The following is a 14,440-nucleotide window of genomic DNA, read 5'->3' on the forward strand; positions in this document are numbered from 1 at the left end:
GGGTCAGGAAGCGAAAAGAATGATTTTGACTTCGAAAGAAACCAAAGAAACTCTTGACTCTTCAGCGGGAAAGCGTATTATCTGCCTCCCGCGTTACCGTAAGATTCGCCGAAAGGCAAACGGGTAACGAACGCTCTTTAACAATTTATCAGACAATCTGTGTGGGCACTCGCAAGACGATATCGAAGCCTGTTTCGGCAGGCAGAAGAAATATCAAAGTCTTGAAGAGTGACCAAAGCAGTACACATTTGAACTTCGGTTCGAATGCTTATTTGCAGAAAGTAATCTTTGAGCATCGCTGCTTTTATTAGCAGCAAATCAAACAAATCTTAAATTGAAGAGTTTGATCATGGCTCAGATTGAACGCTGGCGGCAGGCCTAACACATGCAAGTCGAGCGGCAGCGGGAAGTAGTTTACTACTTTGCCGGCGAGCGGCGGACGGGTGAGTAATGTCTGGGAAACTGCCTGATGGAGGGGGATAACTACTGGAAACGGTAGCTAATACCGCATGACCTCGCAAGAGCAAAGTGGGGGACCTTAGGGCCTCACGCCATCGGATGTGCCCAGATGGGATTAGCTAGTAGGTGGGGTAATGGCTCACCTAGGCGACGATCCCTAGCTGGTCTGAGAGGATGACCAGCCACACTGGAACTGAGACACGGTCCAGACTCCTACGGGAGGCAGCAGTGGGGAATATTGCACAATGGGCGCAAGCCTGATGCAGCCATGCCGCGTGTGTGAAGAAGGCCTTCGGGTTGTAAAGCACTTTCAGCGAGGAGGAAGGCAGTCGTGTTAATAGCACGATTGATTGACGTTACTCGCAGAAGAAGCACCGGCTAACTCCGTGCCAGCAGCCGCGGTAATACGGAGGGTGCAAGCGTTAATCGGAATTACTGGGCGTAAAGCGCACGCAGGCGGTTTGTTAAGTCAGATGTGAAATCCCCGCGCTTAACGTGGGAACTGCATTTGAAACTGGCAAGCTAGAGTCTTGTAGAGGGGGGTAGAATTCCAGGTGTAGCGGTGAAATGCGTAGAGATCTGGAGGAATACCGGTGGCGAAGGCGGCCCCCTGGACAAAGACTGACGCTCAGGTGCGAAAGCGTGGGGAGCAAACAGGATTAGATACCCTGGTAGTCCACGCTGTAAACGATGTCGACTTGGAGGTTGTGCCCTTGAGGCGTGGCTTCCGGAGCTAACGCGTTAAGTCGACCGCCTGGGGAGTACGGCCGCAAGGTTAAAACTCAAATGAATTGACGGGGGCCCGCACAAGCGGTGGAGCATGTGGTTTAATTCGATGCAACGCGAAGAACCTTACCTACTCTTGACATCCACAGAACTTAGCAGAGATGCTTCGGTGCCTTCGGGAACTGTGAGACAGGTGCTGCATGGCTGTCGTCAGCTCGTGTTGTGAAATGTTGGGTTAAGTCCCGCAACGAGCGCAACCCTTATCCTTTGTTGCCAGCACGTAATGGTGGGAACTCAAGGGAGACTGCCGGTGATAAACCGGAGGAAGGTGGGGATGACGTCAAGTCATCATGGCCCTTACGAGTAGGGCTACACACGTGCTACAATGGCAGATACAAAGTGAAGCGAACTCGCGAGAGCAAGCGGACCACATAAAGTCTGTCGTAGTCCGGATTGGAGTCTGCAACTCGACTCCATGAAGTCGGAATCGCTAGTAATCGTAGATCAGAATGCTACGGTGAATACGTTCCCGGGCCTTGTACACACCGCCCGTCACACCATGGGAGTGGGTTGCAAAAGAAGTAGGTAGCTTAACCTTCGGGAGGGCGCTTACCACTTTGTGATTCATGACTGGGGTGAAGTCGTAACAAGGTAACCGTAGGGGAACCTGCGGTTGGATCACCTCCTTACCTAACGATACGCATTGCGTAGTGTCCACACAGATTGTCTGATAGAAAGTAACGAGCAAATAAGGCCGGACTGAGAGATTAGTCGGGCTTTAGTACCTTGTTGGGTCTGTAGCTCAGGTGGTTAGAGCGCACCCCTGATAAGGGTGAGGTCGGTGGTTCAAGTCCACTCAGACCCACCAACTCATCCTCATAGTGCGTTACAGACACACTCGTTTATACCCATAAACGTCGCGTGACTGCGCCTTGTCTGAGAATGAGTTATGCCGATAAGGTATTTTGCTTTTATATGGGGCTATAGCTCAGCTGGGAGAGCGCCTGCCTTGCACGCAGGAGGTCAGCGGTTCGATCCCGCTTAGCTCCACCATATAAAAAACTATTTCAAAACGTACTGCGGTCGTAAGGCACAGTGTGTTGTGAAATATTGCTCTTTAACAATCTGGAACAAGCTGAAAATTGAAACAATACAGCTGAAACTTATCTCTCCGTAGAATTACTGAGGTAAGGATTAACCTGTATTAGAGTCTCTCAAATAATCGCAATGCCAATGTGCATTCTGATGAAGAGAGTCGCGTGAGCTAAGTGAAGGCAAGGCGTACGGCACGGAGGAAGCGGAGTGAACTTCATGTTCATGAGCATTCCGAGTACCGCACAACACTGTATTCACGACGCGCAACCGACTTGAACATAAGAAACACCTTTGGGTTGTGAGGTTAAGCGACTAAGCGTACACGGTGGATGCCTAGGCAGTCAGAGGCGATGAAGGGCGTGCTAATCTGCGAAAAGCGTCGGTAAGCTGATATGAAGCGTTACAACCGACGATACCCGAATGGGGAAACCCAGTGCAATTCGTTGCACTATTGCATGGTGAATACATAGCCATGCAAGGCGAACCGGGGGAACTGAAACATCTAAGTACCCCGAGGAAAAGAAATCAACCGAGATTCCCCCAGTAGCGGCGAGCGAACGGGGAAGAGCCCAGAGTCTGAATCAGTTTGTGTGTTAGTGGAAGCGTCTGGAAAGTCGCACGGTACAGGGTGATAGTCCCGTACACCAAAACACACTTGCTGTGAACTCGATGAGTAGGGCGGGACACGTGACATCCTGTCTGAATATGGGGGGACCATCCTCCAAGGCTAAATACTCCTGACTGACCGATAGTGAACCAGTACCGTGAGGGAAAGGCGAAAAGAACCCCGGCGAGGGGAGTGAAATAGAACCTGAAACCGTGTACGTACAAGCAGTGGGAGCCTACTTTGTTGGGTGACTGCGTACCTTTTGTATAATGGGTCAGCGACTTATATTTTGTAGCAAGGTTAACCGAATAGGGGAGCCGTAGGGAAACCGAGTCTTAACTGGGCGTCTAGTTGCAAGGTATAGACCCGAAACCCGGTGATCTAGCCATGGGCAGGTTGAAGGTTGGGTAACACTAACTGGAGGACCGAACCGACTAATGTTGAAAAATTAGCGGATGACTTGTGGCTGGGGGTGAAAGGCCAATCAAACCGGGAGATAGCTGGTTCTCCCCGAAAGCTATTTAGGTAGCGCCTCGTGAACTCATCTTCGGGGGTAGAGCACTGTTTCGGCTAGGGGGTCATCCCGACTTACCAAACCGATGCAAACTCCGAATACCGAAGAATGTTATCACGGGAGACACACGGCGGGTGCTAACGTCCGTCGTGAAGAGGGAAACAACCCAGACCGCCAGCTAAGGTCCCAAAGTCATGGTTAAGTGGGAAACGATGTGGGAAGGCATAGACAGCCAGGATGTTGGCTTAGAAGCAGCCATCATTTAAAGAAAGCGTAATAGCTCACTGGTCGAGTCGGCCTGCGCGGAAGATGTAACGGGGCTAAACCATGCACCGAAGCTGCGGCAGCGACACTTAGGTGTTGTTGGGTAGGGGAGCGTTCTGTAAGCCGTTGAAGGTGACCTGTGAGGGTTGCTGGAGGTATCAGAAGTGCGAATGCTGACATAAGTAACGATAATGCGGGTGAAAAACCCGCACGCCGGAAGACCAAGGGTTCCTGTCCAACGTTAATCGGGGCAGGGTGAGTCGACCCCTAAGGCGAGGCTGAAAAGCGTAGTCGATGGGAAACAGGTTAATATTCCTGTACTTGGTGTTACTGCGAAGGGGGGACGGAGAAGGCTAGGCTAGCCGGGCGACGGTTGTCCCGGTTTAAGCATGTAGGCGGAGTGACTTGGTAAATCCGGTTGCTTATCAACGCTGAGGTGTGATGACGAGCCACTACGGTGGTGAAGTAGTTGATGCCAAGCTTCCAGGAAAAGCCTCTAAGCATCAGGTAACATTAAATCGTACCCCAAACCGACACAGGTGGTCAGGTAGAGAATACTCAGGCGCTTGAGAGAACTCGGGTGAAGGAACTAGGCAAAATGGTGCCGTAACTTCGGGAGAAGGCACGCTGGCATTAGGTAAAGAGACTTGCTCTCGGCGCCGAAGCCAGTCGCAGATACCAGCTGGCTGCAACTGTTTAATAAAAACACAGCACTGTGCAAACACGAAAGTGGACGTATACGGTGTGACGCCTGCCCGGTGCTGGAAGGTTAATTGATGGGGTCAGCCGCAAGGCGAAGCTCTTGATCGAAGCCCCAGTAAACGGCGGCCGTAACTATAACGGTCCTAAGGTAGCGAAATTCCTTGTCGGGTAAGTTCCGACCTGCACGAATGGCGTAATGATGGCCAGGCTGTCTCCACCCGAGACTCAGTGAAATTGAACTCGCTGTGAAGATGCAGTGTACCCGCGGCAAGACGGAAAGACCCCGTGAACCTTTACTATAGCTTGACACTGAACATTGAGCCTTGATGTGTAGGATAGGTGGGAGGCATCGAAGTGTGGACGCCAGTCTGCATGGAGCCAACCTTGAAATACCACCCTTTAATGTTTGATGTTCTAACTCGGCCCCGTGATCCGGGGTGAGGACAGTGTCTGGTGGGTAGTTTGACTGGGGCGGTCTCCTCCCAAAGAGTAACGGAGGAGCACGAAGGTTAGCTAATCACGGTCGGACATCGTGAGGTTAGTGCAAAGGCATAAGCTAGCTTGACTGCGAGAGTGACGGCTCGAGCAGGTACGAAAGTAGGTCTTAGTGATCCGGTGGTTCTGAATGGAAGGGCCATCGCTCAACGGATAAAAGGTACTCCGGGGATAACAGGCTGATACCGCCCAAGAGTTCATATCGACGGCGGTGTTTGGCACCTCGATGTCGGCTCATCACATCCTGGGGCTGAAGTAGGTCCCAAGGGTATGGCTGTTCGCCATTTAAAGTGGTACGCGAGCTGGGTTTAGAACGTCGTGAGACAGTTCGGTCCCTATCTGCCGTGGGCGTTGGAAGATTGAGAGGGGCTGCTCCTAGTACGAGAGGACCGGAGTGGACGAATCACTGGTGTTCGGGTTGTCATGCCAATGGCATTGCCCGGTAGCTAAATTCGGAAGAGATAACCGCTGAAAGCATCTAAGCGGGAAACTTGCCTCGAGATGAGTCTTCCCTGGGGCTTTAAGCCCCCTGAAGGAACGTTAAAGACTATGACGTTGATAGGCTGGGTGTGTAAGTGCAGCGATGCATTGAGCTAACCAGTACTAATGATCCGTGAGGCTTAACCTTACAACACCAAAGGTGTTTTAGATTGAGAGATAGAAATTTTCAGCGAAGTTCCGAGATTGGGCTGGCTGGCTGTGTGCAGGATTGCATAGCGGGTTAGTTTAGACAGAATTTGCCTGGCGGCCATAGCGCGGTGGTCCCACCTGATCCCATGCCGAACTCAGAAGTGAAACGCCGTAGCGCCGATGGTAGTGTGGGGTCTCCCCATGCTAGAGTAGGACACTGCCAGGCATCAAACACGAGTTACCAGAGTGACATCTGGTAACTGACAAAATCGCTTAGAGCGGTTTTGCACAGCGCGGAGCGCTGGCCCTGTCAAGGGTAAGTATCGGGAAGATACGCGTAAAAGAATCGGTGGAGCGGTAGTTCAGTTGGTTAGAATACCTGCCTGTCACGCAGGGGGTCGCGGGTTCGAGCCCCGTCCGTTCCGCCACTTATTTAAATTATGCCTGCTTATCTTAGCAGGCATAATGTTAAGCATAATTTAGGGGCGTAGCTCAGTTGGTAGAGCACCGGTCTCCAAAACCGGGTGTCGCGAGTTCGAGTCTCTCCGCCCCTGCCATATAAATAGCCCTTCGCGAAAGCGAGGGGTTTTTTTATGCCCAAAAATCGTAATTAGTACATTTATGATACGTCGATACACTTACACTACTTCTTTAACATAGTTCTGCTTTTATCTTGACCTCTGTTCTGGCCTCTATTCCCTCATATTTTCCATCCATTTTACCAATTCCGAAAAGATCTTTTTGTTCGAACAATATTCTGCCATTAACAACAGTTCTTTTTTAAACCTGACAAAGTTTTAAAAGGTAACGTTCCCAATGCATACCTATTTAGCTGAATTTATGTACAAAACGATTGTTATTCTGTGGTGTGACGTTGCTCATTATTACTTTTACAAAATGTACTAAAACTAATTAACATTTTAGCTATCAGGAAGCTCACCTTAAAAAACATCATATGCTTTTAGAACAACATAATTTGCAAATTGGCCGATGCTCAGGACAGTAAATGACCTGAATGATTACCTTAACTGTTCTTCGGAATGGTAGTGAGTCAGCGGCTCGACGATGACAAGTGAGGAGAGAAATATGTACAGGCGTTTACTGTTAGCAGCAGCTGTAACAGCGGCAATGTGTAGTGCAGTCCAAGCGGCTCCGCTAGTCGTGGGTTTTTCTCAAATTGGTTCAGAGTCCGGTTGGCGCTCTGCGGAAACTAAGGTTTCTAAACAAGAGGCTGAAAAGCGCGGTATTACATTAAAAATCGCGGATGCTCAACAAAAACAAGAGAACCAAATCAAGGCTGTTAGATCGTTTATTGCTCAGGGTGTTGATGCCATTTTTATTGCTCCTGTGGTTGCAACGGGTTGGACACCGGTTTTGCAGGAAGCGAAAGAAGCTAAAATCCCGGTATTCCTGCTTGACCGAATGATAGAGGTGAATGACCCCTCCCTGTACACCGCCGCAGTGGCTTCAGACAGTGTATATGAAGGTAAAGTCGCTGGTGAGTGGCTACTGAAAGATGTGGCAGGTAAACCTTGTAATGTTGTTGAACTACAAGGCACTGTTGGCTCGAGTGTGGCTATTAACCGTAAGAAAGGTTTTGCTGACGGGATAGCGTCGGCACCTAACGTAAAAATAATTCGCTCTCAGTCCGGGGATTTCACACGGAGTAAAGGCAAAGAAGTAATGGAGAGTTTCATTAAAGCGGAGCAAAACGGTAAGAACATCTGTGCTGTCTATGCACATAACGATGATATGGCGATAGGTGCCATTCAAGCCATTAAAGAAGCCGGGTTGAAACCAGGTTCAGAGATCAAAATTGTATCCATCGATGGCGTTCCTGATATTTTTAAAGCGATGAGTAGCGGAGAGGCTAATGCTACTGTTGAGTTGACACCGAATATGGCAGGCCCTGCTTTCGATGCATTAATTGCGCTGAAGAAAGATGGCACCCAACCGCCTAAGTTTATCCAGACAGAATCTCGTCTGTTACAGCCTGATACGGCTAAACAGGAATACGAATCTAAGAAGAGCCTTGGTTATTGATTCAAATGGCGGGGCTTGCCCCGCCTGCTTTCGTCACCTGTATTTGGGCAATATCTGAGTCGTTTTTGAACGTGGGTACATCTGATGGAAACACTGCTAGAAGTCCGTGGCTTGTCAGTTGAATTTCCTGGTGTTAAGGCATTGGACTCTGTCGATTTTTCTCTGCTTCGCGGTGAAGTTGTCGCATTGTTAGGGGAAAATGGTGCAGGAAAGTCGACTTTAATCAAAGCATTAACTGGGGTCTATAAGCGGGCCGCCGGTGAAGTTTATTTAGATGGTAAGGCCATTTGTCCCCTTGATACTGCGGATGCCCAGAAACTGGGGATTGGCACTGTTTATCAAGAGGTCAACTTGCTGCCCAATATATCTGTTGCGGCAAATCTATTCATTGGCCGTGAGCCATTACGTTGGGGGCTAATTGACCATCGCACAATGAATCTACAGGCAGAAAAGCTGCTAACGGGCTATGGTCTTACATTAGATGTGCAGCAACCGTTAGCTAACTTTTCTATTGCAATACAACAGATTGTCGCCATTGCTCGTGCGGTCGATCTATCAGCAAAAGTACTTATTCTGGATGAGCCAACGGCAAGTTTAGATGCTAAAGAAGTCAGTATGTTGCTGGATATTTTGCGTCAGTTACGAGATCAGGGTATCGGTATGGTATTCGTGACGCATTTCCTCGATCAGGTTTATCGGATCAGTGATCGTATTACTGTCTTACGCAATGGCAAACTTGTTGGCACTAAAACAACCGCAGAACTTCCCCGTATCGAATTGGTTCAGATGATGTTGGGTCATAGCTTTGATGAGCAATTACTCAAACGTGGTGAACATAATATTGTGGCAAGCAACCCACTGGTTGAGTTTAAAAACTATGGTCGGCGGGGTGTGGTGGAAAACTTCGATTTGGCTGTTTCTCCTGGTGAAATTGTCGGACTTGCTGGGCTATTGGGGTCTGGGCGCACCGAGACTGCGCAATTAATTTTTGGTGTTACGACACCGGATACTGGGGAGGCCAAAATACAAGGCAAGCCCGTTAAGATCCGAACACCACGCACGGCATCAAAATTCGGTTTTGGCTATTGCCCAGAAGATCGTAAAACTGATGGCATCGTCGGTGCTGCAACAGTTCGGGAGAATATTATTCTGGCCTTACAGGCCCAGCGCGGATGGCTAAGGCCACTTTCAATGCGGGAACAAACGCAAATTGCTGAGCAATTCATTCAGCAGCTTGGTATTCGTACTCCTGGCCCTGAGCAACAAATTCAGTATCTCTCCGGTGGAAACCAGCAAAAAGTTTTATTAGCGCGCTGGCTTGCCACAAAACCTCGATTTTTGATTTTAGATGAACCAACGCGCGGTATTGACGTGGGGGCGCATGCTGAAATTATTCGGCTGATTGAGAAACTATGTGATGAAGGGCTGGCACTGTTAATTATCTCTTCCGAATTAGAGGAATTGGCAGGTTATGCCGATCGCGTCATTGTTCTGCGTGACCGTCGACATATTGCACAACTCGGTCACGATGAGATTTCCGTTCCTGCCATCATGCAGGCGATAGCGGTGCAATAAGGAGTTACTTCATGGTTAATAGGAGCCTGTCAATGCCGCAACGACCGCGCAAAGTTAAATGGGTCTTGCCGAAAGGTGCCACTCAATTTGGTGCTCTGGCGGTCATTTTATTGATTGATAGTTTAGTCGCCCCGAACTTTTTCTCGATCCATATTCAGGATGGACGGTTGTTTGGCAGTGTCATCGATATTCTAAATCGCGGTGCTCCCGTTGCTTTACTGGCATTAGGTATGACACTGGTCATTGCTACTGGCGGCATTGATTTGTCGGTTGGTGCGGTAATGGCAATAGCCGGTGCAACTGCAGCCACACTGACCAGTGCTGGATATCCTTTACCCACGGTATTAGTCGCCGCCCTTGCGGTTGGCGCGTTATGTGGTTTATGGAACGGTTTCTTAGTGGCGGTATTACAAATCCAACCGATTGTGGCCACCTTAATGTTAATGGTGGCAGGACGGGGGATAGCCCAGCTTATTACTGAGGGGCAGATTGTTACATTTGATACGGGTGGCTTGGCGAAGTTGGGTAGCAGCACGCTGATGTATTTGCCGATGTCAGTAGTCATCGCATTTAGTATGTTGATTATAGTGTGGTTATTGACCCGAAAAACAGCACTGGGTCTATTCATTGAGTCCGTTGGTATCAACTTACGATCAGCACGTAATGCGGGAGTGAGTACTCGCTTGGTGCTGATTGCCGTGTATGTGATTTGTGGTATCTGTGCAGCGGTCGCTGGCATTATTGTGACGGCAGATATTCGTGGTGCCGATGCTAACAATGCTGGTTTATGGCTGGAGCTGGATGCAATTCTGGCGGTAGTCATTGGTGGTGCATCTTTAATGGGAGGGCGGTTTAATCTTTTGCTTTCGGTTATTGGCGCTTTGATTATTCAAGGGATGAATACAGGGATCTTACTTTCAGGTTATCAGCCAGAATTTAACCTAGTCCTTAAAGCTATTGTGGTATTAGCCGTCTTGATTGTGCAGTCACCGATGATCTCATTTAGCCATATCTTCACGAGGCGAAAATAATGTTAAAGCGCAATATTCCTTTGCTGATTACTATCGCCGTTTTTATTCTGGGATACGCTTTTTGTCTCAGTCAGTTCCCCAGTTTCTCCTCCACCCGAGTGTGGTGTGATTTACTGACTGATAATGCTTTTCTGGGCATCGTCGCCGTAGGGATGACTTTCGTTATTCTATCGGGCGGCATCGATTTATCGGTTGGGTCGGTAATTGCATTTACTGGCGTGTTATTGGCTAAGTTAATCGGAACTTATGGTATTCACCCAATGTATGCTTTTGCCATTGTCTTAGTTATGGGGGCGATGTTTGGTGCATTGATGGGATGGATTATTGATTCTCTGAAACTCCCTGCGTTTATTATTACTCTGGCTGGGATGTTCTTCGTTCGTGGTATGAGTTTTATCGTCTCTGAAGAGTCGATACCTATTGATCACCCACTTTATGCCACGCTGGCGAATTATGCCTGGAAAGTTCCTGGTGGCGGGCGATTCACATTATTAGCCTTCATCATGCTAATGGTTGTGGCATTTGGCATTCTGTTGGCTCATCGAACCCGCTTTGGCCATAATGTTTATGCCATTGGCGGTAATAGCGTTTCTGCTGGACTGATGGGTGTTCCTGTCAGGCAAACGACAATTAAAATTTATATGTTATCGAGCACGTTAGCCGCGCTATCGGGAATCGTTTTCTCACTCTATACCTCTGCTGGCTATGCATTAGCAGCCAGTGGTGTTGAGCTAGATGCCATTGCCGCAGTCGTTATCGGTGGCACATTACTTACCGGTGGTATCGGGACAGTTTTCGGCACGCTGTTTGGCGTCTTGATTCAGGGGTTGATTCAGAGCTATATCACATTCGATGGCACACTTAGCTCATGGTGGACCAAAATTGTCATCGGAATATTATTATTTAGCTTTATTGCGATTCAGAAGGCGATGAGTGCTTTTTATCTGAACCGGCGTGCTCGCCCTCAGTCGCCGCCACTTAATCCCGTATAGCGCTCTGAGCTGCGTTATTCATCGGTGTTTTTAACAGTTGTCGAATCAATGTTTGCTGGTCACTGTTTTGCAACCAAACAGCATACAGTGGCCGCATAATAGCTGGCATATCAGCGTTCATGGCCAATTGAGGGTATTCTTTTTGCCAGTGTTCGGGCAGGAAAGCACAGCCACCGGTGGTTTCCAATAGCTGCCGGGTCAAATGTGCTGATGTGGTCGTTAATACCGGCATTTGCTCGCTCTCCAGCAATCTATTCTCTTGCTGATGAAAATCAGCTCCCCACTCAAGCTTGATGTAAGGTGCCTCATTTGCATTTTTATGCTCGGCGTCTGGCTCAGTTTCTTTCGATAAATCAATCGGCTCAAAAGAAAATAGTCGCAGCGAAAAATGCCCTAACAGTTGGCTTGCCAGTTCATCCATTTTAGGCGGTTCGGTCGTTATCAATAAATCCAGTTGCCGCTCGTGCAACTGTTTCACCAGCGAGTGCCGCAGTGCAATCCGCGCCTCAAGGCGCAATGCCTCTCGTTGTTTATATAATTGTTGCAACCACGGAGTGAGGTATGCCTCCCACAGTGAGGCGGTTGCACCAATGGACAACTCGGTATGCTGTAGTGAGTGAGCAACCTCTTTTTTGGCTAGTTGCCAGGTACTCATCAGTGTTTCTGCGTAAGGCACCAAACGTTCTCCCGCAGGTGTCAGACGAATATTATTGCGATGACGAGTGAATAAATTTGCACCTAATTGATTTTCCAACTGACGGATACGAAAACTTACCGCCGACTGTGTTAAGTACAAAGATTCAGCAGCGCGACCAAAGTGGCGAGTCCTACTGACCTCCAAAAAGGTTTTCAGTAATTCGGTATCCAAACCCATCTCCAATTTTTTTTGTCGTTAAGATTTAAATGTTTTGTTTTACACGCTGTCAAGCCTATCTAATACTCCGCGCCATAAACAGCACGACCATGAGAGAATTAGGAGCGTGTCAGATGGCGGATAGCTTCATCACGACCAATCGTTTTTTTGATAATAAGCATTATCCTCGCGGGTTCTCGCGCCACGGCGATTTCACCATTAAAGAGGCGCAATTACTAGAGCGCCATGGCTACGCCTTCAACGAACTCGATCTCGGAAAACGCCAGCCTGTAACGGAAGAAGAACAGTTGTTTGTTGCTGTTTGTCGCGGCGAACGTGAGCCCGTCAGTGCCGAGGAGAAAGTCTGGTCCAAATATGTGACCCGAACTCGTCGTCCTAAACGATTCCATACTCTATCAGGCGGCAAGCCGCAGATGGATGCGGTGGAAGATTATACCGATAGCGACGATTAATCCCCTCTTATCCTTCGTCCTTGAAATCGCAGGGGTGTTCGCGGCGCGCTCTTACCCGAATCACTTACTTGAGTAAGCTCATCGGGATGCGTTTGCTTGCAGCCTACCTGCGATTCCAATGACTTTGGATAATACTCTTCGTTAGTGGAACCACAGGGGTGTTAGCGGCGCGCTCTTACCTGAATCACTTACTTGAGTAAGCTCATCGGGATGCGTTTGCTTGCTGCCTACCTGCGATTCCAATGACTTTGGATATCAGAGAGGTGTTTGATAATAGTGGATTTTTTTCTCCCCTATTTACATCAGGCTCTTGTGTAACTGCAACAGCAGCCGGTCCATACAACGATAGCTCAGTGCTTCCGAAAGATGATTTCTTTGGATGTAATTCTCCTGAGCGAGATCGGCAATGCTCCGCGCTACTTTTAAAATATGGTGCCAGGCGCGTACCGACAAACCCAGCGTCAGCAGAACTTGCTCCAGAAAGGCCGCATTCTCAGGAGTGAGGGAGCAATATTCGGCAATTTCTTGGCTATTAAGCTGAGAATTTATCTTCCCTGCTCGATCCAATTGCCTCTGCCTTGCCTGCAATACTCGTAGCCTGACCGTTTCACTGCTTTCCCCTTGATGTTTCTGAGCCCCCAGCATACCTGATGGCAGCAATGGCACCTCTATCGACAAATCAAACCTGTCCAGAAACGGCCCCGACAATTTTGCCAGATAGCGCAGAATCTGTTGTGGCGGTGTACGGTTATGGACACCCTGATAATGGCCGCTGGGGCTGGGGTTCATTGCGGCAATCAGTTGCACTTTGGCAGGAAAGCACACTTTAGCCGCTGCACGAGAAATGATAATTTCGCCTGATTCCAGTGGCTCGCGCAGTGAATCCAGCACCCGACGTTCAAATTCAGGTAATTCATCCAGGAAGAGTACACCATTGTGCGCCAATGAGATTTCACCGGGGCGTGGAATAGAACCACCGCCAATCAGTGCCGCCATTGAGGCGCTATGGTGGGGGGCGCGAAAAGCCCGGCAACGCCATTGGGCGGGTAGCACGTTACTGTGCAGTAGACCGTTAATGGCCGCGGCCTCTAATGCCTCTTGATCCGTCAGCGGCGGCAATAATCCAGTTAACCGATTTGCCAGCATCGTTTTGCCCGTTCCTGGTGGCCCGAGTAATAGCAGGTTATGGCCCCCCGCCGCAGCAATTTCTAAGGCTCGCTTAGCCTGTGACTGCCCAATGATATCTTGCAGGTCGAGGCTGCTATCCCACTCTGGTGTAGATTCAACTAGCTGGCCCTGATCAAGGGTATTTTCACCCTGTAAAAAACCGCACACGGCTAACAAGTGATCGGCAACCCGGCTGTTACCTTGTGGAATAAGACCTATCTCAAGATTATTCGCGACCGGAAGAATTAATTGCCGCTGAACTTGGCTACTGGCGAGTGCTGCCGGAATTGCGCCGCTAACCCGCCTTAGCGCACCTGATAGGGCTAACTCACCCAAGAACTCATAGTGGGTTAATTTATCCGCAGGAATCTGTTCTGACGCTGCCAGTATTGCTAAAGCGATAGGGAGATCATAGCGGCCACCCTCTTTCGGCAAGTCTGCCGGTGCCAAACTAACAGTGATACGTTTCGCCGGAAAGGTGAATCCACTGTTGATTAATGCGCTCCGAACCCTATCTCGAGCCTCTTTTACGGTGGTTTCCGGTAATCCAACCAAAATCAATCCGGGGAGCCCATTGCTGATATGAACTTCTACTGTAACCGGTGGGGCCTGAATGCCTAATGTGGCGCGGGTATGAATGGTTGCCAGTGACATGCTGCTTTCCTTTGCCGTGATGTGTCCTTAGGGCTACCGGGACTTTTATTAATCGACCGGGCTGAGATATGAGGTAGCCGCAGCAGTGTGCCCTAGGTCTTTTTTGAGTACAGCGAAAAAGAATTGATTTGCGAACGCTCGCGAGAAATTTCGCTGCAAG

At 49.1% G+C, this 14,440-nt stretch carries 7 protein-coding genes, 4 tRNA genes and 3 rRNA genes; 12 read left to right on the plus strand and 2 right to left on the minus strand.

Going from position 1 to position 14,440, the window contains the following annotated elements; translation table 11 throughout:
• Positions 1-331: 331 nt before the first annotated feature.
• The 11 genes from V2A84_RS19945 (at position 332) to yjfF (ending at position 11,133) form a co-directional block, all read left to right on the plus strand.
• Positions 332-1,874, plus strand: a 16S ribosomal RNA gene (locus V2A84_RS19945).
• Between the two features lie 102 nt (positions 1,875-1,976).
• A tRNA-Ile gene (locus V2A84_RS19950) sits at positions 1,977-2,053 on the plus strand.
• Positions 2,054-2,162: 109 nt separating this feature from the next.
• A tRNA-Ala gene (locus V2A84_RS19955) sits at positions 2,163-2,238 on the plus strand.
• A 344-nt stretch (positions 2,239-2,582) separates the two neighbouring features.
• Positions 2,583-5,490: ribosomal RNA gene (locus V2A84_RS19960) — 23S ribosomal RNA — on the plus strand.
• A gap of 112 nt (positions 5,491-5,602) precedes the next feature.
• Positions 5,603-5,718 (plus strand): 5S ribosomal RNA (rrf, locus tag V2A84_RS19965).
• Together the 16S, 23S and 5S rRNA genes with 4 tRNA genes alongside form the textbook arrangement of a ribosomal RNA operon.
• Before the next feature lie 125 nt (positions 5,719-5,843).
• Positions 5,844-5,920 (plus strand) — tRNA-Asp (locus V2A84_RS19970).
• A 53-nt stretch (positions 5,921-5,973) separates the two neighbouring features.
• Positions 5,974-6,049: transfer RNA gene (locus V2A84_RS19975), tRNA-Trp, on the plus strand.
• A 529-nt stretch (positions 6,050-6,578) separates the two neighbouring features.
• On the plus strand, positions 6,579-7,535 hold the full coding sequence (gene ytfQ / locus V2A84_RS19980; RefSeq protein WP_005162730.1) for a galactofuranose ABC transporter, galactofuranose-binding protein YtfQ: 957 nt from the start codon (positions 6,579-6,581) through the stop codon (positions 7,533-7,535).
• Between the two features lie 84 nt (positions 7,536-7,619).
• Complete coding sequence (gene ytfR / locus V2A84_RS19985) at positions 7,620-9,110, plus strand: galactofuranose ABC transporter, ATP-binding protein YtfR (RefSeq protein WP_083161828.1); 1,491 nt, start codon at positions 7,620-7,622, stop codon at positions 9,108-9,110.
• A gap of 11 nt (positions 9,111-9,121) precedes the next feature.
• Entirely contained in the window at positions 9,122-10,141 is a 1,020-nt protein-coding gene (gene ytfT / locus V2A84_RS19990; protein WP_083161830.1) for a galactofuranose ABC transporter, ATP-binding protein YtfT, read from the plus strand.
• On the plus strand, positions 10,141-11,133 hold the full coding sequence (gene yjfF / locus V2A84_RS19995) for a galactofuranose ABC transporter, permease protein YjfF (RefSeq protein WP_083161832.1): 993 nt from the start codon (positions 10,141-10,143) through the stop codon (positions 11,131-11,133). The genes ytfT and yjfF overlap by 1 nt, the downstream gene beginning before the upstream one ends.
• On the opposite strand, the gene hdfR is transcribed toward yjfF, so the two are convergent.
• Complete coding sequence (gene hdfR, locus V2A84_RS20000) at positions 11,120-12,001, minus strand: HTH-type transcriptional regulator HdfR (RefSeq protein WP_442848259.1); 882 nt, start codon at positions 11,999-12,001, stop codon at positions 11,120-11,122. The two genes, yjfF and hdfR, sit on opposite strands and share 14 nt — an antisense overlap.
• A gap of 119 nt (positions 12,002-12,120) precedes the next feature.
• Between hdfR and V2A84_RS20005 the strand changes: the two genes are divergently transcribed.
• Entirely contained in the window at positions 12,121-12,459 is a 339-nt protein-coding gene (locus tag V2A84_RS20005; RefSeq protein WP_005190326.1) for a DUF413 domain-containing protein, read from the plus strand.
• A 297-nt stretch (positions 12,460-12,756) separates the two neighbouring features.
• On the opposite strand, the gene V2A84_RS20010 is transcribed toward V2A84_RS20005, so the two are convergent.
• Positions 12,757-14,280 (minus strand): YifB family Mg chelatase-like AAA ATPase, encoded by a 1,524-nt coding sequence (locus tag V2A84_RS20010; protein WP_083161834.1) that lies wholly within the window; start codon positions 14,278-14,280, stop codon positions 12,757-12,759.
• Positions 14,281-14,440: the final 160 nt, after the last annotated feature.

Origin of the sequence: Yersinia sp. 2553 StPb PI (genome assembly GCF_052217105.1) — a bacterium.
GTDB lineage: Bacteria > Pseudomonadota > Gammaproteobacteria > Enterobacterales > Enterobacteriaceae > Yersinia > Yersinia enterocolitica_E.